Origin of the sequence: Bacillus sp. CD3-5 (assembly GCF_006349665.1) — a bacterium.
Classification (GTDB): Bacteria; Bacillota; Bacilli; order Bacillales; family Bacillaceae_G; genus Bacillus_A; species Bacillus_A paranthracis.
The window spans coordinates 195,488-215,391 of the sequence record NZ_VEPX01000008.1 but is presented as its reverse complement, the minus strand read 5'-3'; the positions used below and the strand labels follow the sequence as shown (position 1 = coordinate 215,391).

Sequence of the window (19,904 nt, the reverse complement as noted above, 5' to 3'; positions counted from 1 at the left end):
ATGAAAAAGCGTGCATTAGTAAGTGTTTCAGATAAAACAGGAGTAGTAGAATTTGTTAAAGGTTTACTAGAACAAGGGATCGAAGTTATATCAACAGGCGGTACAAAAAAATTACTAGAAGAAAACGGCTTACAAGTAATCGGTATTTCTGAAGTAACTGGTTTCCCAGAAATCATGGATGGTCGTGTGAAAACATTACATCCAAATATTCATGGTGGTCTATTAGCAGTTCGCGATAATGAAACGCATGTAGCACAAATGAACGAGTTAGGTATAGAGCCAATTGATTTTGTTGTCGTTAACTTATACCCATTCAAAGAAACAATCGCTAAGCCTGATGTAACATTTGCTGATGCAATTGAAAATATTGATATTGGTGGCCCAACAATGATTCGCTCTGCTGCGAAAAATCACAAATTTGTATCGGTAATTGTAGATCCAGTAGATTACGATGTTGTATTAGCAGAACTGAAAGAGAACGGTGAAGTAAAAGAAGAAACGAAACGTAAATTAGCAGCGAAAGTATTCCGCCATACAGCAGCATATGATGCGTTAATCTCTAACTACTTAACAGAGCAAATGGGTGAAGAAAGTCCTGAAACATTAACTGTGACATTTGAGAAAAAGCAAGATTTACGTTATGGCGAGAACCCACATCAAAAAGCAACTTTCTATAAAGCGCCATTCGCAGCAACTTCTTCTGTTGCATACGCAGAACAATTACATGGCAAAGAATTATCGTATAACAATATTAACGATGCAGATGCAGCGCTTAGTATCGTGAAAGAATTTACAGAACCAGCAGTAGTAGCAGTAAAACATATGAATCCATGTGGTGTTGGAGTAGGTACGGATATTCATGAAGCATACACACGTGCTTATGAAGCGGATCCAGTATCCATTTTTGGAGGCATTATTGCAGCGAATCGTGAAATTGATAAAGCTACAGCTGAAAAGTTACACGAAATTTTCTTAGAGATTATTATCGCACCTTCTTTCTCGAAAGAAGCTTTAGAAGTGTTACAAAGTAAGAAAAACTTACGTTTATTAACTGTAAATATTGAAAAGGCGACAAGCGCAAGCAAAAAATTAACTTCTGTACAAGGTGGCCTTCTCGTTCAAGAGGAAGATACGTTATCATTAGATGAAAGTACAATTTCAATTCCAACGAAACGTGAACCTTCAGAGCAAGAATGGAAAGATTTAAAATTAGCTTGGAAAGTTGTAAAGCATGTGAAATCAAATGCAATTGTTTTAGCAAAAGATGATATGACAATTGGTGTCGGTGCTGGACAGATGAACCGTGTAGGTTCTGCAAAAATCGCAATTACACAAGCTGGTGAAAAAGCACAAGGTAGCGCACTTGCATCTGATGCTTTCTTCCCAATGCCAGATACAGTGGAAGAAGCAGCAAAAGCAGGGATTACAGCAATCATTCAACCAGGCGGATCAATCCGTGACGAAGATTCTATTAAAGTGGCGGATACGTATGGGATTGCTATGGTGTTCACTGGCGTACGTCATTTCAAACACTAATAGAGGAAGTTTAAAAAGTCCGGTTAAGATAACCTTCCTTTTTAAACTTTGATTGATATGAAAAAACAAACTAGGAGCATAGCTTCTAGTTTGTACTTATTTAAATATTGGGGGATGAAATATGAATGTTTTAGTAATTGGACGCGGTGGGCGTGAGCATGCTTTAGCTTGGAAGTTTGCACAATCTGAAAAAGTAGAAAAGGTATATGTAGCACCAGGTAATGAAGGTATGCGTGATGTTGCAACACCAATTGATATTGATGAAAATGATTTTGATGCATTAGTTTTATTTGCGAAAGAGAATCATATTGAGTTAACTTTCGTTGGACCAGAAATTCCACTTATGAATGGAATTGTTGATCGTTTTAAAGAAGAGGGACTTCGCGTATTTGGTCCGAATCAAGCGGCTGCTGTTATTGAAGGTAGTAAAGCTTTTACAAAAGAGCTTATGAAAAAATATAATATTCCAACTGCAGCGTACGAAACTTTTACAGACTATGAAGAAGCAGTAAAGTACATTGAAAAGGTTGGTGCACCAATTGTTATTAAGGCAGACGGTTTAGCGGCTGGTAAAGGTGTAACGGTAGCAATGACACTTGAAGAGGCATTACAAGCTGTGAAAGAAATGCTGCAAGATGTAAAGTTCGGGGAAGCGAGTAAGAAAGTTGTTATTGAAGAGTTTTTAGATGGACAAGAATTTTCATTAATGGCATTTGTGAATGGAACAACTGTACATCCGATGGTAATTGCACAAGATCATAAACGAGCTTTTGATGGTGATAAAGGTCCAAATACTGGCGGAATGGGTGCATATTCTCCAGTACCACAAATTTCGGAGTCAGCAGTTCAAGAGGCGATTGAAACGGTGTTACATCCAACTGCTAAAGCGATGATCCAAGAAAATCGATCGTTTACAGGAATTTTATATGCGGGACTTATTTTAACAAATGATGGTCCAAAGGTAATTGAATTTAATGCACGTTTTGGCGATCCTGAAACTGAAGTTGTATTACCTCGTTTAGAAAATGATTTAGTGGACGTATGTAACGCTGTATTAGATGAAAGTGAGTTAACGTTACAATGGTCAGAGGAATCGGTAATTGGTGTTGTGCTTGCTTCGAAAGGATACCCGGAAGCATATAAAAAAGGTGAAATTATTAAAGGGCTAGATGCATTGCAAGATGTAATTGTTTTCCATGCGGGTACAGCAATGAAACATGGTGACTTTGTGACAAACGGTGGTCGTGTACTATTTGTTGCTTGTAAGGCGAATAGTTTACAAGAAGCAAAAGATAAAGTATATAAAGAAATCGGTAAAATTGAGAGTGATGGTCTATTTTACCGAAGTGATATAGGATATCGTGCAATTGGGCATGAGATGACGAGAAATTAATATGTGAAAAATCCCGCTGATTCCTCAGCGGGATTTTTTATGCATCTTTATCCTTTTTTAATTTCCCTTTTTGCTTTGCCATTTCTCGAAGTAAATATTCGATGTGTGCATTGACGCTACGAAACTCATCATTCGCCCATTTTTCGATGACTGCGTGTAATTCAGGATCAATACGTAATGGAAAGCTTTTCTTTTTAGCCATAAGGATTTACAACCTTTTAGTATAGGCTTCCTGTATTAATAACTGGTTGCGCACCTTTGTCTGAAACGATGGCAACTAATAAGTTGTTCACCATATTTGCTTTACGCTCGTCATCGAGTTCTAGTACGCCTTCTTCATCTAACATATGGATTGAATCTTTGGCCATCTTCACAGCACCTTCAACAATCTCTTTTCTAGCAGCTAATACTGCTTTTGCTTGTTGACGTTGTAGCATTGCATGGGCAATTTCTGTTGCGTAAGCTAAATGTGTTAAACGAGTTTCTAATACTTCTACGCCAGCAATTTCAAGGCGTGCTTCTAACTCACGTTTTAATTCTTCAGAGATTTCTTCAGTGTTTCCACGTAACGTAATGCAAGTTTCATCTTGAAAATTGTCATAAGGATATTTCGTTGCAACGTGGCGGATTGCCGTTTCGCTTTGAATTTCTACAAATCGATCATAATGTTCGACGCCGAACATTGCTTTTGCAGAATCAACAACTTTATATACGATAACAGCTGCAATTTCAATTGGGTTGCCGTCGACATCATTTACTTTTAATTTTTTACTATTAAAGTTTTCAACACGTAACGATACAGTTTGACGGAACGCGAACGGAATCGTTAAAAATAAACCGTTTTGACGAATTGTTCCTAAATAATTACCGAAAAACGTAATGACTTTTGCTTGATTTGGCTGAACAATCCCGATACCTGTAGCAAGAACTGCAGCTAAAATAATAGTTAATGCTGCTCCTATGAAAATTTCTTGTACAAGGAAAAATACACCGATAGCGGCTAAAATTAAAATTCCAATAATCCCAAGAAAACCATTAACGTAAAATACTTGTTTTTCTTTCATATGATCGCCTCCTGATATAAAAATGATATCACTTTTATATCATTTTAAGCAAGGGGTTTACACCTAATTTTCTGAATTTTATTGATTATGTATATTTAAATACTTAAAATAAGAATGTACGTTCTGTTTCGTGGTAAAATAAAGAAGACTTAACCGCCCACTGCAGCAGCTAAGTCCCTTTGAGAGCATCTTGCATCGTGACAAATGATTCAAAGCGGTTTTGCCAGGATTATATCTTCAATCGCTGACTCAATCTCTTTGTCAGAAGCGTCATAACTTCCATTTGACTGTGGTTTGTCGTGATTGGAAGTTTGATTCGCTTCTTCTTTAGTATGTCCCTTTTTAGCAAAATCCATGCTAGGCATTTTAAATGCCCCCATGTTCATGTATTTTCCGAATTTCCACATTTCAACAATAGGGCAGAAACGAACAATTCCCTCTGCAACTTTCATTGCACCAATCCATAGCAAAATGTTAGACCAAGTGCACCAAGGTTTGCGCACGAGTTTCGTTGCACTACAACCGAAGAGGACAAGTCCGAGTGTAATTCGAATTAGGGCATTTATTGTACCGATATTTTGCTTCATTAGAAAAACACTCCTTTTATGAAAGTTGAAATAGATAATACTATTTCTTTTATTAGTATCCCTTTTGATTTTTCGGATATGTAATCCAACATTTGACGTGGAAAAAGATGTTGGATTGTGCGTGTGTGTAAGTAGCTTTTTTTGTTATAATGAAAGAATGCATAAAAGGAAGTTCAAAATTAAATCCTCGCGTTTAAAAAATGTGGAACAGGGGATTTCAAGCTTAATTCTCCGCTTTAAACAAATATTTAAGGTGAACTAAAAAAATCCTAATGAAAATAAACTGTTATTTTAAACAGAAATATATACAACTTGAGAAAAGAAAGGGTGTTTTCATGTACGATATTTCCGGATGGAAACATGTATTTAAACTTGATCCGAATAAGGAATTAAGTGACGAACATTTAGAAATGATTTGTGAGTCTGGAACAGATGCTGTTATTGTAGGCGGAAGTGATGGGGTGACAATTGATAATGTACTACACATGCTAGTTAGCATTCGTAGATATGCAGTTCCTTGTGTGTTAGAGGTTTCTGATGTGGAAGCAATTACACCAGGATTCGATTTTTATTATATCCCAAGCGTTTTAAATAGCCGAAAGGTGGAATGGGTAACAGGCGTTCATCATGAGGCTTTGAAAGAATTTGGGGATATTATGGATTGGGACGAAATTTTTATGGAAGGATATTGTGTTTTAAATCCTGAAGCGAAAGTAGCCCAGCTTACAGATGCAAAGTGTGATGTAACAGAAGATGATGTAATTGCATACGCGCGTTTAGCAGACAAGCTATTACGTTTACCGATATTTTATTTAGAATATAGCGGTACGTATGGAGATGTTGAACTTGTTAAAAATGTGAAAGCAGAATTGAAACAAGCTAAGTTATATTATGGCGGTGGTATTTCTAATGCTGAACAAGCGAAGGAAATGGCGCAGTATGCTGATACAGTAGTTGTTGGAAATATTATTTATGATGATATAAAAGCAGCGTTAAAAACGGTTAAAGCAGTAAAAGGAGAGTAGGTGCAGGCATATATGAGTATGACAGATAGATTATTAAATGGTTTAAATCCGCAGCAACAAAAAGCAGTACAAACAACGAACGGACCACTTCTATTAATGGCAGGCGCAGGCAGTGGTAAAACACGTGTGTTAACACATCGTATTGCGTATTTACTTGGTGAAAAAGGAGTAGCACCATGGAATGTACTAGCTATTACCTTTACAAATAAAGCGGCTCGTGAAATGCGCGAGCGTATTGATACACTTGTCGGACCAGAAGCAGAAGATATTTGGATTTCTACGTTCCACTCTATGTGTGTACGTATTTTACGACGTGATATCGATCGCATTGGTATTAATCGTAACTTTACAATTTTAGATTCAGGTGATCAGTTAACTGTAGTCAAAAAAATTATGAAAGAGCGCAATATTGATCCGAAGAAATTTGAACCGCGCTCTATTTTAGCTGGTATTAGTAATGCGAAAAATGAATTGTTATCTGCGGATAAATATGCAAAGAAAATTACAATTGCTGATCCATATGAAAAATTAACGAGCGATGTATATACAGAATATCAAAAACGTCTTTTGAAAAATAACTCATTAGACTTTGATGATTTAATTATGACGACGATTCAACTATTTGAACGTGTTCCAGAAGTACTAGAGTTTTATCAGCGTAAATTCCAGTATATTCACGTGGATGAGTATCAAGATACGAACAAAGCGCAGTACCTTCTTGTTAAACATTTGGCAGCACGTTTTAAAAATTTATGTGTTGTAGGTGACTCAGATCAGTCAATTTATCGCTGGCGTGGTGCGGACATTTCTAACATTTTGTCATTTGAAAAAGATTATGAGAATGCGCAAGTTATTCTGTTAGAACAAAATTATCGTTCATCACAAAATATTTTAAATGCAGCGAATGCTGTCATTGAAAGAAATACGAATCGTAAACCGAAGAAATTATGGACAGATAATGAAGTTGGAAGCAAAATCTCTTACTATCGTGCTGCAACGGAAAAGGACGAGGCGTACTTTGTTGCGAAAAAAATTCGTGACGATATTCAAATGGGAAAACGAAAATATACTGATTTTGCGGTGTTATATCGTACAAATGCGCAGTCTCGTATGGTCGAGGAGATTTTCCTGAAATCTAATATTCCTTACAAAATTGTCGGCGGTACGAAGTTCTACGACCGTAAAGAGATTAAAGACATTTTGGCGTATTTACGCTTAATTGGGAATCCAGATGATGAGATTAGTTTCGCACGTATTATTAACGTGCCAAAGCGCGGAATTGGTGCGACTTCTATCGATAAAATTATTAATTACGGTGTACAAAATGGAATTTCATTAACAGCTGTATTCGATGAGATTGAGCACGTTGGAGTAAGTGCAAAGGTTACAAAGGCAGTAAAAGAATTCGCAGGTTTATTACACAACTGGGTAAATATGCAAGAGTATTTATCTGTTACAGAATTGGTAGAAGAAGTTATTGAGAAAACAGGCTATCGCGACATGTTGAAAAACGAGCGTACGTTAGAAGCGGAAGGTCGTCTAGAGAACTTAGATGAGTTTTTATCTGTTACGCAAACATTTGAATCTCAAAGCGAAGATAAGAGCCTTGTTGCATTCTTAACAGACTTAGCACTTGTTGCAGATATTGATCGTGTAGATGAAGACCCAACTGCTGGTGAGGAAGTTATTTTAATGACGATGCACTCAGCGAAAGGATTAGAATTCCCAGTTGTCTTTATTGTTGGTTTAGAGGAAGGAATATTCCCGCATACTCGTTCTCTAATGGAAGAAGATGAAATGCAAGAAGAGCGTCGTCTTGCTTATGTAGGTATTACTCGTGCAGAAGAAGAGTTGTATTTATCAAATGCACAAATGCGTACTTTATTTGGTAGAACAAGTATGAATGCCGCATCCCGATTCATTACAGAAATCCCGACAGAACTAGTAGAATCATTAAATGAAACAGCGCCGAAGCGTGAAACTTCGTTTGGTGCAAAAGGAAGAACGGCAAGTAGCAGTAAAACGACAACTACAACTACAACTACAACACGTTCTCGCTCAGCTTTCGCGCGTCCTGCAGCTAAGACGACAGGCGGCGAACAAATCGGCTGGGCAGTAGGCGATAAAGCTTCCCACCAAAAATGGGGAATCGGTACAGTTGTAAGTGTAAAAGGTGAAGGTGATGCAAAAGAATTAGATATTGCGTTCCCAAGCCCAATTGGTGTTAAACGCTTGTTAGCAAAATTTGCACCTGTGACGAAACAATAGGAAAGGAATGAGGATATGTCAAAAGAGATAGTAAAAAAACGTATAGAAGAACTACGTGATTTGTTAAATACATTTAACTATCAATATCACGTGTTAGACAATCCTTCTGTTTCTGATGCGGAGTATGACCGTAATATGCAGGAGCTTATAAAATTAGAAGCAGAGAACCCAGAGTTTATGAGTGAAGATTCTCCCTCCGTTCGCGTTGGGGGAACGGTTCTTGATATATTTGAAAAAGTAACACACAAGTCACCGATGTTAAGTTTGGGAAATGCATTTAACGAAGGAGATTTACGTGATTTTGACCGACGAGTACGTCAAGGAATTGATGATGCGAATGTAAGATATATATGCGAATTAAAAATTGACGGACTTGCTGTTTCACTTCATTATGAAAAAGGACGCTTCATTCAAGGGGCAACACGTGGTGATGGTGTAACAGGTGAAGATATTACCCAAAATTTAAAAACGATTAAAGCAATCCCGCTTCGTTTAAATGAAGAAGTAACGTTAGAGGCACGAGGCGAAGCTTATATGCCGAAGCGTTCATTCGTTAAGTTAAATGAAGAAAAAGAGCAAAATGGTGAAGATGTATTTGCGAATCCGCGTAATGCGGCAGCAGGTTCAATCCGCCAACTTGATCCGAAAATTGCAGCGAAGCGTAACTTATCTATGTTTGTATACGGTCTTGCGAATGTAGAAGAAAAAACAATCCTATCACATAGTGAATCGCTTGATTTCTTAGGTGAACTTGGATTCAAAACAAATCCAAATCGACGCACATGTGAAACAATTGAAGAAGTTATAGCTTATGTAGAAGAATGGCAAGAAAAACGTCCGCATCTTGATTATGAGATTGACGGGATCGTTATAAAAGTAGATGATGTTGCTCTTCAAGAAAGTCTAGGCACTACAGCAAAGAGTCCAAGATGGGCAATTGCTTATAAATTCCCAGCTGAAGAAGTTGTAACAAGATTAACAGGCATTGAATTAAGTGTTGGTCGTACAGGGGTTGTAACACCGACTGCAGAGCTAGAGCCAGTGCGAGTGGCTGGTACGATCGTTCGTCGTGCTTCTTTACATAACGAAGATTTAATTCGTGAAAAAGATATTCGAATTGGTGACTACGTTGTTGTGAAGAAGGCTGGAGATATTATTCCTGAAGTTGTGAATGTTATTTTCGATAAGCGTACTGGTGAGGAAGAAGAATATCATATGCCAACGCATTGCCCAGCATGTGAGAGTGAACTAGTTCGTTTAGAAGAAGAGGTAGCACTTCGTTGTATAAATCCAACTTGTCCTGCTCAAATTCGAGAAGGGTTAATCCATTTCGTTTCAAGAAATGCAATGAATATTGATGGACTTGGAGAACGTGTCATTACACAACTCTTTGAGGCAGATTATATTCGTACATTTGCTGATTTATATTCGTTGACGAAAGAGCAATTATTACAGCTAGAACGATTTGGAGAAAAATCAGCAACGAATTTAGTACAAGCAATTGAGAATTCTAAAGAAAACTCATTAGAGCGATTATTATTCGGTCTTGGTATTCGCCATGTTGGAGCGAAAGCGGCACGTACATTTGCAGAGCATTTCGAAACGATGGATGCGCTTGTGAAGGCAACGGAAGAAGAACTAAAAGCAATTAATGAAATTGGTGAAAAAATGGCTCAATCCGTAGTAACGTATTTCGATAATGAAGACGTATTAGAGTTATTACAACAATTTAAAGAATACGGCGTGAACATGACATATAAAGGCATGAAAATTGCTGATTTACAAAACGTTGAGTCGTACTTCGCAGGAAAAACTGTCGTTTTAACAGGGAAATTAGCAGTGATGGGACGTAGTGAAGCGAAGAAGAAGATTGAGGCATTAGGTGGAAAAGTAACAGGAAGTGTTAGTAAAAGCACGGATTTAGTTGTTGCAGGTGAAGCGGCAGGTTCGAAATTAGCACAAGCGGAGAAACATAATGTTGAGGTTTGGAATGAAGAGAGGTTCTTACAAGAGCTAAATAAGTAAGAGGTGCAAACTTACCATGAAAAAAATAGCATTAGCGGTATTAAGCCTTGGCCTACTTGTAAGTGGGTGTAGTGCAGGTGCCGATAAAGATGAAAAAGTGGTTGAGAAATCGGGGAAAGCAAAAGAGCAAGCAATCGTCCCGAATTACTCTATTTCGGATGAATATTATAAGACGACTATTCCATTTGAGGGAGGAAACGCACGAGGCTTAGTTGTGCAAGGAGTAAGTAATCGTCTTGATATAGATGAATTTGAAACAGGATTAATGCGTATTGCGAAAGAATCATTTAGTACGAAAGAACATTTCTTTAAAGGTGGAGATGTTCTAGATGCTCAAACTATACAAATGCTTGTTAAAAGAAAGCGTACAGTTGCTGAACAAAAAGAACTAGAGGACAAATTAAAAAAGGATGCAGTTAAGTTTCCAAACATTGGTTTAAACCCAGCGTTAGGTGAAGGATCTGGATCATTAGAGGAAAAAAATAAAAAAAATCCAATATATATTTCGAATATTTTAGAGCATGATTATTATGTGAAAAAAGACGAGAAAGATGAGAAAGGTGAGCTCCAAGGCATTGTAGTTGGCTTAGCGATGAATTCGGTTCATTATTATGAGGAAGAGCATGGTTATCCGCGTGAGGCTAAAATTGAGCAAGAAAAAATGTTAGCTGAAGGGAAAAAAATGGCGCAAGAAATCTTGAAAGTTATGCACGAAAAAAAGTCTGAAGCAAAAAATGTTCCGATAACATTTGCGATTTATCGTCAGGCTCCAAAGTCTTCGCTCGTGCCAGGTAACTTTGTTTCTTATGCGAATGTCGAAAAAGGTAGTGAAACGGTTGAGGATTGGAAACAAATTAATGAGAAATATTATTTGTTCCCATCTGAACAAGCGAAAACAGATAATAAACGTGAAGATCTGGCGAGAGTATCAAACTTCAAGGCAAAATTAAGCGATTATTTCCAAGGCGACTATACAGCTGTTATCGGTACTGGTATGTATAGAGACGATGAATTAAGAGAAATAAAGCTCGATATTCCTGTCCAGTTTAATGGGAAAGCAGAAATAATTGGCTTTACACAATATGTAGCCGGGCTTGTTATGGAATACTTCCCGAATTATATGAAAGTACAAGTAACGATTAAATCTGTAGAACGTCCAGAAGCGATTATTATACGTGAGGCGAAGCAAGATGAGCCGTATGTGAAAATTTTAGATTAATTAGAAGGGCCGTTCCTTTATGGAACGGCTTTTTTTCTTGGGTAATTTTGTTATAATTTAAAATGTTATAAATAATGGGATAAGGGGTAAAGCGCATGGACGAATTAAGTTTTCAAGTCATTATTTTATTAATTGCATTCGGTTTTTTAGCAGCTTTTATTGATTCAGTTGTTGGTGGTGGAGGATTAATTTCGCTTCCGGCACTTATGTTTGTTGGTTTACCACCAGCTTCGGCAATTGCAACGAATAAATTAGCTGCAACGATGGGGACGTTTACGAGTGCGATTTACTTTATTCGATCGGGAAAGGTCGATTTTAAAATTGTAGGAAAGTTAATCCCGTTAACTGTTATAGGAGCAGTAGCAGGTGCTTTAGTAGTAAAGTTTATTCCTCCAGATATTTTACGTCCGTTAGTGCTTGTAATGTTGGTATTTATTGCTATTTATATTATTGCGAAAAAGGATTGGGGAAGTGTATCTACCTATAAGAAGATGACGAAAAGAAAAACATTAATATTTTTCTTTGTTATTTTAATGATAGGGTTTTACGATGGATTTTTTGGACCAGGGACAGGATCCTTTTTAATTTTTGCATTTTTATTAATTGGTTTGGATTTTATTCAAGCGGCAGCATCTGGAAAACTTTTGAATTTTGTTAGTAATATCGTATCGTTAATCACTTTTTTATTTTTAGACGTAATTCATTTTGAATACGGTATTATTATGGGATTATCGATGATTTTGGGCGCTTATTTTGGATCGAAATTTGCAGTTCAAAAAGGTGTTGGATATGTAAGAACTTTATTCTTGTTAGTAACTATTTTATTGATTAGCAAAAACGTTTTGGAATATACTCATATTTTGTAGAGTTATACATTTGTATAACTCTGTTTTTTTATTATATTTTAAAAATTAATTAATTTTTAAAATATAAGTCTAGGAATATTTGAATAAATCTAAATTATCGTGTAGAATAATGTTGTAAAATGTAAACGTTTTTCTAAGGGGAGGCTAAAAATAATGGTAGTAGCATACAAACATGAGCCATTTACAGATTTTTCAGTGGAGGCTAACAAATTAGCGTTTGAAGAAGGTTTAAAGAAAGTAGAATCTTATCTTGGGCAAGACTATCCATTAATTATTGGGGGAGAAAAAATCACTACAGAAGACAAAATTGTTTCTGTAAACCCTGCAAATAAAGAGGAACTTGTTGGTCGTGTTTCAAAAGCAAGCCGTGAGTTAGCTGAAAAAGCAATGCAAGTAGCGGATGAAACATTCCAAACTTGGAGAAAATCAAAGCCAGAAATGCGTGCAGACATTTTATTCCGCGCTGCAGCGATCGTTCGTCGTAGAAAACATGAATTCTCTGCTATTCTTGTAAAAGAAGCAGGTAAACCATGGAATGAGGCAGATGCTGATACAGCAGAAGCAATCGACTTTATGGAATATTATGGTCGTCAAATGTTGAAATTAAAAGACGGAATTCCAGTAGAAAGCCGTCCAATTGAATATAATCGTTTCTCTTACATTCCATTAGGAGTAGGTGTTATCATTTCTCCTTGGAATTTCCCATTCGCAATTATGGCAGGTATGACAACAGCTGCTTTAGTTTCTGGTAACACAGTATTACTAAAACCAGCTAGTACAACTCCTGTAGTAGCAGCGAAATTCATGGAAGTATTAGAAGAAGCTGGCTTACCAGCTGGCGTAGTAAACTTCGTACCAGGTAATGGTTCTGAAGTTGGTGACTACTTAGTAGATCACCCTCGTACACGTTTCATTAGCTTCACTGGATCTCGTGATGTAGGTATCCGTATTTATGAGCGCGCAGCGAAAGTAAACCCAGGCCAAATTTGGTTAAAACGCGTTATCGCTGAAATGGGCGGTAAAGATACAATCGTTGTTGATAAAGAAGCAGATCTTGAATTAGCAGCTAAATCTATCGTTGCATCAGCATTCGGATTCTCAGGACAAAAATGTTCTGCATGTTCTCGTGCAGTAATCCACGAAGATGTATACGATCACGTATTAAATCGTGCTGTTGAATTAACGAAAGAATTAACAGTTGCTAACCCAGCTGTATTAGGTACAAACATGGGTCCTGTTAATGACCAAGCTGCATTCGATAAAGTAATGAGCTATGTTGCAATTGGTAAAGAAGAAGGTAGAATTTTAGCAGGTGGCGAAGGAGACGATTCTAAAGGCTGGTTCATCCAACCAACAATCGTTGCTGACGTTGCAGAAGATGCTCGCCTAATGAAAGAAGAAATCTTCGGACCAGTAGTAGCATTCTGTAAAGCAAAAGACTTTGACCATGCACTTGCAATTGCAAACAATACAGAATACGGTTTAACAGGAGCAGTTATCTCTAACAACCGTGACCATATTGAAAAAGCACGTGAAGACTTCCACGTAGGTAACTTATACTTCAACCGTGGATGTACTGGTGCAATCGTAGGATACCAACCATTCGGTGGCTTTAACATGTCTGGTACAGACTCTAAAGCTGGTGGCCCTGACTACTTAGCACTTCACATGCAAGCAAAAACTACTTCTGAAACTTTATAAGAAATAGTAGAAGAGATCTTCGCAGTCTGCGAAGATCTCTTTTTTTTGAAAAACTTTCTATATGTGGATTAAGATACATATAAGTAGAAAAACTAATATAAGGTTTACTTCAGTAAAATAAGGTATATTATATTGGTTGAATAAATTCTCTTTCAAGATAAGAAAAGTAGGTGAACAAAGTGGGAAAATATCAATTGGATTACAAAGGTCAGGTAGCTGTCGCGAAGTTTCATGAAAAACAGACGCCTGTCAAATTTGATAAAAAGCAGCAAATTGAAAAATTGCGTGCGGAGTATTTGAAAAAGAAACAAAAACAAACAGATAAATAATAGGAGAAATTAGTTAATTTGCATTAAAAAACACTTACCATATATTACTATTTGGTAAGTGGAACTAGCTAAAACCTATTCATATCGGGATAAACATGTAAATAGAAATAAAACAATGAGAAAAGTTGACTTATTAGTCACATTTTTTTGTATTCATTTTAAGGATTTCCTGTATAATACAATTTGAAAGAAAATCTATGGTTTGACAAGAAACACTCTTTTCGGTTTTGCTCACTGAAGAGAGTGTTTTTTTGTAGCTAAAAACTCCTCTGTACTCATTACATTTGCATATACGCCATTTAAACTAGCTAAAATTGTATTATGAATATAAACAGCTGGTATCGTAGCATTCTTAAAAGAAAGATCTTTTGTCGCACAAGCATCATGTATAACAGTACATTGCAAGCCGAAATCAAAGGCAGCCCTTACGGTAGCATCAATACACATATGAGTCATCATCCCGCATATGACGAGGTGCTCAATATTTAAACGTTGTAATTGCTCTAGAAGATCGGTTTCGCGAAAACTATTTGGATAATGTTTGAGTATAACGGTTTCTTCTTTAAGTGGGCGTACGCTTTCATGAATATGTACACCTTCTGTATTGGGTAGGAAAAAAGTAGCGTCCTCTTTTATTGCTACATGTTGGATATGAAAAATAGGTTCGTTTTTCTTTCTAAAGAGCTGTAGTAGCCGACGGGCATATGCGCTTGCTTCGACTGGATTACGTAATTCCATTTTGCCGTGTGGAAAATAATCATTTTGAATATCAATGAGTAAAAGAGCTGTTTTCATATATTTATCTTCCTCCGATTTCATATTCAAATAATGGTATTCAATTAGTAGAGAAGATTATCCTTTAAAAAATATGCAAGAGGATAATTTTACATAACTTTAAAGATTACTATTTTTTCTTGAATTTTTCATCTGAAAATTTTAATAAAGAAATAATTAATATTTTTCTAAAAAATGTATTGACTCTTATTATTCTGAGTTCTATAATGAGAATTAATTAAACGACAATTAAATCGATACATTCTTATCCAGAGAGGTGGAGGGACTGGCCCTACGATACCTCAGCAACGGGTTTTTTTAATACCGTGCTAACTCCAGCAAGTCTATGAAAGGCTTGGAAGATGAGAAGATGTGAACGAGTACATATAAGTGCTCTCCTTCTTATCTTTATGGTTGATAAGAAGGAGAGCACTTTTTATTTTACCTCGAGAGCTCTGCTTCAAGTTTTCACAGCATATAGGAGGGGAAAAAATGATTTCTTTTAACAATGTAAGTAAAGTATATGAAACAGGTGGGCAATCTGTTCATGCGGTGGAGGATGTAACGTTATCAGTTGAGAAAGGCGAAATTTTTGGCATTATTGGTTTTAGTGGCGCTGGAAAGAGTACGTTATTACGCCTAGTAAACATGTTAGAGAGACCAACGGCAGGAACGATTTCAATAGATGATAAAGAGATTACATCATTATCGACGAAAGAATTACGGAAGCTAAGACAAAGAATCGGGATGATTTTTCAAAGCTTTAATTTATTTAATTCAAGAACAGTATTTGGGAATATTGCTTATCCATTAAAGTTAGCAAAAGTACCAAAGAATGAAATAAAAGAAAGAGTAAATGAATTGCTGAAGTTTGTAGGGTTAGAAGATAAAGCAAACAATTACCCAGAGCAGCTATCAGGCGGACAAAAGCAGCGTGTAGGTATTGCTAGAGCACTTGCAACATCACCAGATATTCTTATATGTGATGAGGCAACATCAGCTTTAGATCCAGAAACAACGACAGAAATTCTAAACTTATTAAAGAAAGTAAATCGAGAATATAATTTAACAATTCTTCTTATTACACATGAAATGCATGTCGTGAAAGAAATTTGTCACCGTGTAGCTGTAATGGAAAAAGGAAAAGTTATTGAAGAAGGAAAACTGTTTGATGTTTTCACACAACCAAAAACAACGACGACTCAAAACTTTGTACGTTCTGTTATTAATGATCATTTACCGGAAAGTGTTTTAGCAAAAATTCAAAATGGTGGTCAGATTTATCGCCTAACATTTACTGGTGAGGAAACAGGACAGCCGGTACTATCATATATCGCAAAAAACTATAACGTGGATGTAAATGTACTGTACGGAAATATTATTGAACTTCAAAATGTGCTATTTGGAAATCTTCTTGTAGAATTGCAAGGTGAACAGAGGGAAATTCAAAAAGCATTACAACATCTAAGACTGCAAGTGCAGCTGAAGGAGGTAGAAGCTCATGCGAGTTGATTGGAGTATATTTTGGCCGCGCATACTAGATGCGACGGGAGATACCCTCTTAATGGTAATTGTAACCCTTATATTCGCTACAATTCTTGGTATACCTCTAGGTTTACTTTTATATGTAACGAGAAAAGGAAACTTTTTAGAAAATAAATGGGTCTTTTCTATTCTTAATATCATCATTAATACAATTCGTCCGATTCCATTCATTATCTTCTTAGTAGCTTTAAGCCCGTTAACAAGAAGTGTTATCGGAACGACAATTGGAACAGCAGCAGCAATTTTTCCAATGACGTTAGTTGCATCAATTGGTATCGCTAGAATGGTTGAAACAAATCTTGTTTCTGTTCCGAAAGGGGTAATTGAAGCAGCGCAAGCGATGGGTGCTTCACCAATTAGAATTGTTTTTGAAATCCTTGTACCAGAAGCGTTAGCACCATTAATTTTAGGTGTTACATTTATGACAGTTGGTTTAATTGAATTTTCTGCAGTTGCTGGGCTTGTCGGTGGTGGCGGTCTTGGTGATTTAGCAATGACATATGGTTATCAACGTTTTGATACATCAGTTATGTTCGTAACGGTCGTTTTACTTATCATTCTCGTACAATTAGCTCAAAACTTAGGAAACTATTTTGCGAAAGTCTTTTTACGCAGATCATAAAAAGGAAGAGGGGAAAAGAAAATGAAGAAAATTTTAGCATTTGCATTATCAGCAATTGTAGGGGTTTCAGCATTAAGCGGCTGCTCAAGTGGAGACACAGGGGCAGGGGCGAAAGAAAAAGTAGTTCGCGTCGGTGTAACTGGAACGGATGGAGACGCTTGGGAAATTTTGAAGAGGAAAGCTGAAAAAGAAGGAATTAAAATTAAACTGGTTGAGTTCTCTGATTACACAACGCCAAATAAAGCGTTAGCTGATGGAGATATTGAATTAAACTCATTCCAGCACATTGCATTCTTAGAACAATTTAAAAAAGAGCATAAGCTAGATATTACAGCTGTTGGTACAACGCAAATTGCGCCAATGGGTTTATACTCTGAAAAATATAAGAAAGCAAATGAAATTCCAGATGGTTCAGAAATTGCAATTCCAAACGATCCAACGAACCAAGCACGTGCATTAAAACTTCTTGATGCAGCTGGATTATTAAAGCTTAAAAAAGACTTTGGTCTATTTGGAGATCCAAGTGGTATTGCTGAAAATCCGAAGAAATTAAAAATTACACCGGTTATCGCACAGCAAACACCTCGTGTGTTAAAAGATGTTGCAGCATCAGTTATTAATAACGGTGTTGCTGGTCAAGCTGGATTAGATCCAGCGAAGGATCCAATTTTCTTAGAAGATCCAAAGAATGAAAATGCGAAGCCATATATTAATATTTTCGCATCTCGTACGAAAGATAAAGATGATCCAACACTGAAAAAAGTAATTGAATTATATCATTCAAAAGAAGTAACAGATGCAATTAAGAAAGAAACAAATGATGGTTCAATTTCAGTAGATCTTTCACTTGATGAGCTTGAAAAAATCGTAAAATAATGATTGGGTTTAATGGACTAACAGAAGGAACCCCTCCGCTGTTAGTTCGTTCAACATATAATCTACTTAACAAACAAAACAAACCCTAATTCTGTACCTTCCAATTCTGTATAACATAGAATCCAATGTTTGTTAAGTAGAGTAATGGACCAGGAGTTTTCCTGGTCTTTTTATGAATGAAAGTAGCTAGCGAATAGTAAGGTAATCCAAATTATAATAGGATAAGAAAATAAGCTGAAAGCGAGTGTAATTAAGAATTTATTTTTATGAATTAAGTGTTTTTGGGATGAAAAAAAGAAAATAGAAAAGATAACAATGAAAACTGCGGATATTACGCCAGGATTATAGGAGCGATAAATAAAAAACAAAATAATATGTTGAACAGAGTTGAAGAAGATAGCCCCCTGTATAAAAATAATCCAGTATATAGAAGACAAGATGTTTATTTGATATAGAAAGACGATAAGTAAAACAAAGAGAGTCAATATAGAAATCGCAATGGAAAATTGTTGACTAGTTATAAAAGTAATTGAAAATTGATTAGCAAGATATTGTGGCATTTGGAAAGATTCTTCAAGGTTATGAATGAGAAATAACAAGGGAATTATCCAAAGCATAATAGTGGAATGTTTTTTAAACAACTTACATCACTCCAATATAGAGATAGAAAGCCTAGAAAGGCCCTCTATCCAGAGATGTTCATTCAATTATAATACTTTTCAAATTATCTTCACGATGCCCTTGTTCTTTCGGATAAGCAGCTAGCTCCTCTTGTAAAATATTTAGTATTTGCTTAGCTGATTGCTGGATTGGTGCAGGTAACTCTTCTAATATATGCATACCGATTTTTATTTTTGTACGAATTACCTTCCTTATTAATTCCTCATGCATGCACGACACCTCCAAATCGAATGTTTAGTACATCATCTTCGAATTTTGCTCCTTGAATAGAAAGGTGTGTTAACGTTTTGGGTAATGTGATGTTTCGTTTAACAGAACCAGCACGAATGATAAGCTCGTCACCTTTTTGATTTAATGCAAGTTCACTTTTGTTAGAGAAGGGAATGGACAGAACGAAAATATACTCATCGCCATCTTTTTTTACATATTGAGTGCGACCGTTAAATTTTACTTCAGTAGGACAATAATCTTTTTTAAATAAAGCATCTCCAACGCGTTCTAACATAGGTAAGCCAACAACTTCTTGTTCAAACATTGGAGCTTCGTAAATAGGAAGCGGATCAAAGCTATTTTGAATTAATGTTTTATATTTCTTTTGAGTATCTTTCCAAGCTTGAAAATAAGGATCGATGACAGTGTTAGGGATGACGCGGTTAATCATAATCGCATCTACGTTATAATCGTATAAATTTAAATACGTAAAGCTACGCTGAGCCTCTTTAATAACCATTTTTTCGGGATTTACAACGATGCGGATACTTGTTACGTCTCGGTTTGATAAAATATCTCTCATTTCTCCAAGTTGTTCAAGTGTATTTGTTAATTCGTCCATAATATCATCGGTTGGAAGGGGGACGCCAAGAAGTGGTTGCGCTACAGGGCGAACAACTTTTAAAACTTTTCTTTTAATAGGGAAGAGTTTTTCCATCCACCAGCCGAGCATGTCTGGAAAACTGAGCATGGCTAATGTTTCTCCTGTTGGGGCACAATCAATGATAATAACATCATATGTGTTTTGTTTATAATAATCGAGTACACGAAGTAAGCTAATTAAATCTTCCATACCAGGAAACATCGTTAACTCTTCTGTTGTAATATCATCAGCTGCTTTGGAAGTGAAGAGTAGTGTAATATATTTCTGTAATTTCCCCCAGCCTTTTTCCATCTCATAAATCGTATTAATTTCTTGTGCCCATAGGTTTTCACGAATTTCTAATGGTTCAGAAGATAGTTTTACACCAAATGAATCTCCTAAACTATGAGCTGGGTCTGTGCTCATTACTAAAGTTTTTAATCCTTGTTTTGCGCTTTGAAGTGCAGTTGCTGCTGAAATGCTAGTTTTTCCCACGCCGCCTTTACCTGTATACAAAATAATTCTCATCATTCATATCCC

General features: G+C 36.3%; 19 protein-coding genes and 1 riboswitch. Of the genes, 12 read left to right on the top strand and 7 right to left on the bottom strand.

The genetic code is table 11. The features are described 5' to 3' along the window. The gene (gene purH, locus FH036_RS17175) at positions 1-1,536 is read left to right on the top strand and encodes a bifunctional phosphoribosylaminoimidazolecarboxamide formyltransferase/IMP cyclohydrolase (RefSeq protein WP_000745404.1); all 1,536 of its coding nucleotides are present in this window, start codon (positions 1-3) and stop codon (positions 1,534-1,536) included. Positions 1,537-1,657: 121 nt separating this feature from the next. Next, positions 1,658-2,929: a phosphoribosylamine--glycine ligase gene (gene purD, locus FH036_RS17170; protein ID WP_001101940.1), complete on the top strand. Its 1,272-nt coding sequence runs from the start codon at positions 1,658-1,660 to the stop codon at positions 2,927-2,929. 37 nt (positions 2,930-2,966) lie between these two features. Here purD and FH036_RS17165 read toward each other — a convergent pair whose 3' ends face one another. From FH036_RS17165 to FH036_RS17155, 3 genes are all read right to left on the bottom strand, one after another. Next, positions 2,967-3,131 carry a type II toxin-antitoxin system antitoxin gene (locus tag FH036_RS17165; RefSeq protein WP_001085171.1) on the bottom strand — a complete coding sequence of 55 codons (165 nt, stop codon included), beginning with the start codon at positions 3,129-3,131 and terminating at the stop codon, positions 2,967-2,969. 16 nt (positions 3,132-3,147) lie between these two features. Further along, positions 3,148-3,993: an SPFH domain-containing protein gene (locus FH036_RS17160; RefSeq protein ID WP_000660683.1), complete on the bottom strand. Its 846-nt coding sequence runs from the start codon at positions 3,991-3,993 to the stop codon at positions 3,148-3,150. A 209-nt stretch (positions 3,994-4,202) separates the two neighbouring features. After that, entirely contained in the window at positions 4,203-4,580 is a 378-nt protein-coding gene (locus FH036_RS17155; RefSeq protein WP_000812349.1) for a YgaP family membrane protein, read from the bottom strand. A 335-nt stretch (positions 4,581-4,915) separates the two neighbouring features. On the opposite strand from FH036_RS17155, the gene pcrB reads away from it, so the two are divergent. From pcrB to FH036_RS27455, 7 genes are all read left to right on the top strand, one after another. Then, on the top strand, positions 4,916-5,605 hold the full coding sequence (gene pcrB, locus FH036_RS17145) for a heptaprenylglyceryl phosphate synthase (RefSeq protein ID WP_000272090.1): 690 nt from the start codon (positions 4,916-4,918) through the stop codon (positions 5,603-5,605). Positions 5,606-5,617: 12 nt separating this feature from the next. After that, positions 5,618-7,873 carry a DNA helicase PcrA gene (gene pcrA, locus FH036_RS17140; protein WP_139896025.1) on the top strand — a complete coding sequence of 752 codons (2,256 nt, stop codon included), beginning with the start codon at positions 5,618-5,620 and terminating at the stop codon, positions 7,871-7,873. Between the two features lie 15 nt (positions 7,874-7,888). Then, positions 7,889-9,898, top strand: a complete 2,010-nt coding sequence (gene ligA, locus FH036_RS17135; protein WP_139896024.1) for an NAD-dependent DNA ligase LigA — start codon at positions 7,889-7,891, stop codon at positions 9,896-9,898. Positions 9,899-9,914: 16 nt separating this feature from the next. Beyond that, positions 9,915-11,117 carry a CamS family sex pheromone protein gene (locus FH036_RS17130; RefSeq protein WP_000717042.1) on the top strand — a complete coding sequence of 401 codons (1,203 nt, stop codon included), beginning with the start codon at positions 9,915-9,917 and terminating at the stop codon, positions 11,115-11,117. Positions 11,118-11,212: 95 nt separating this feature from the next. Then, on the top strand, positions 11,213-11,983 hold the full coding sequence (locus FH036_RS17125; RefSeq protein ID WP_000343968.1) for a TSUP family transporter: 771 nt from the start codon (positions 11,213-11,215) through the stop codon (positions 11,981-11,983). 153 nt (positions 11,984-12,136) lie between these two features. After that, positions 12,137-13,684 (top strand): L-glutamate gamma-semialdehyde dehydrogenase, encoded by a 1,548-nt coding sequence (gene pruA / locus FH036_RS17120; RefSeq protein ID WP_000259550.1) that lies wholly within the window; start codon positions 12,137-12,139, stop codon positions 13,682-13,684. A 194-nt stretch (positions 13,685-13,878) separates the two neighbouring features. Then, a complete protein-coding gene (locus FH036_RS27455; RefSeq protein ID WP_254915810.1) occupies positions 13,879-14,013 on the top strand; it encodes a hypothetical protein in 135 nt (44 codons plus the stop codon). Positions 14,014-14,244: 231 nt separating this feature from the next. Here the strand turns inward: FH036_RS27455 and FH036_RS17115 are convergent, their stop codons facing one another. After that, positions 14,245-14,808 carry a cysteine hydrolase family protein gene (locus FH036_RS17115; protein WP_000844889.1) on the bottom strand — a complete coding sequence of 188 codons (564 nt, stop codon included), beginning with the start codon at positions 14,806-14,808 and terminating at the stop codon, positions 14,245-14,247. Between the two features lie 241 nt (positions 14,809-15,049). After that, positions 15,050-15,156, top strand: a riboswitch (SAM riboswitch). Positions 15,157-15,279: 123 nt separating this feature from the next. Here FH036_RS17115 and FH036_RS17110 point away from each other — a divergent pair. From FH036_RS17110 to FH036_RS17100, 3 genes are read left to right on the top strand one after another with little or no spacing between them, the layout of a single operon-like run. Continuing rightward, positions 15,280-16,299, top strand: coding sequence for a methionine ABC transporter ATP-binding protein (locus FH036_RS17110; RefSeq protein ID WP_044790894.1), 1,020 nt, complete (start codon positions 15,280-15,282; stop codon positions 16,297-16,299). After that, positions 16,289-16,954, top strand: a complete 666-nt coding sequence (locus FH036_RS17105) for a methionine ABC transporter permease (protein ID WP_001261859.1) — start codon at positions 16,289-16,291, stop codon at positions 16,952-16,954. The genes FH036_RS17110 and FH036_RS17105 overlap by 11 nt, the downstream gene beginning before the upstream one ends. Positions 16,955-16,975: 21 nt before the next feature. Continuing rightward, complete coding sequence (locus tag FH036_RS17100) at positions 16,976-17,830, top strand: MetQ/NlpA family ABC transporter substrate-binding protein (RefSeq protein ID WP_139896023.1); 855 nt, start codon at positions 16,976-16,978, stop codon at positions 17,828-17,830. A 170-nt stretch (positions 17,831-18,000) separates the two neighbouring features. Here the strand turns inward: FH036_RS17100 and FH036_RS17095 are convergent, their stop codons facing one another. The 3 genes from FH036_RS17095 to FH036_RS17085 are packed head-to-tail and all read right to left on the bottom strand — an operon-like array spanning position 18,001 to position 19,895. Beyond that, a complete protein-coding gene (locus FH036_RS17095) occupies positions 18,001-18,471 on the bottom strand; it encodes an HXXEE domain-containing protein (RefSeq protein ID WP_138322540.1) in 471 nt (156 codons plus the stop codon). 58 nt (positions 18,472-18,529) lie between these two features. Next, positions 18,530-18,721, bottom strand: coding sequence for a DUF3926 domain-containing protein (locus FH036_RS17090; protein ID WP_000544083.1), 192 nt, complete (start codon positions 18,719-18,721; stop codon positions 18,530-18,532). Further along, positions 18,714-19,895 carry an ArsA family ATPase gene (locus tag FH036_RS17085; protein ID WP_000984536.1) on the bottom strand — a complete coding sequence of 394 codons (1,182 nt, stop codon included), beginning with the start codon at positions 19,893-19,895 and terminating at the stop codon, positions 18,714-18,716. Before FH036_RS17085 ends, FH036_RS17090 begins: the two co-directional genes overlap by 8 nt. Positions 19,896-19,904: the final 9 nt, after the last annotated feature.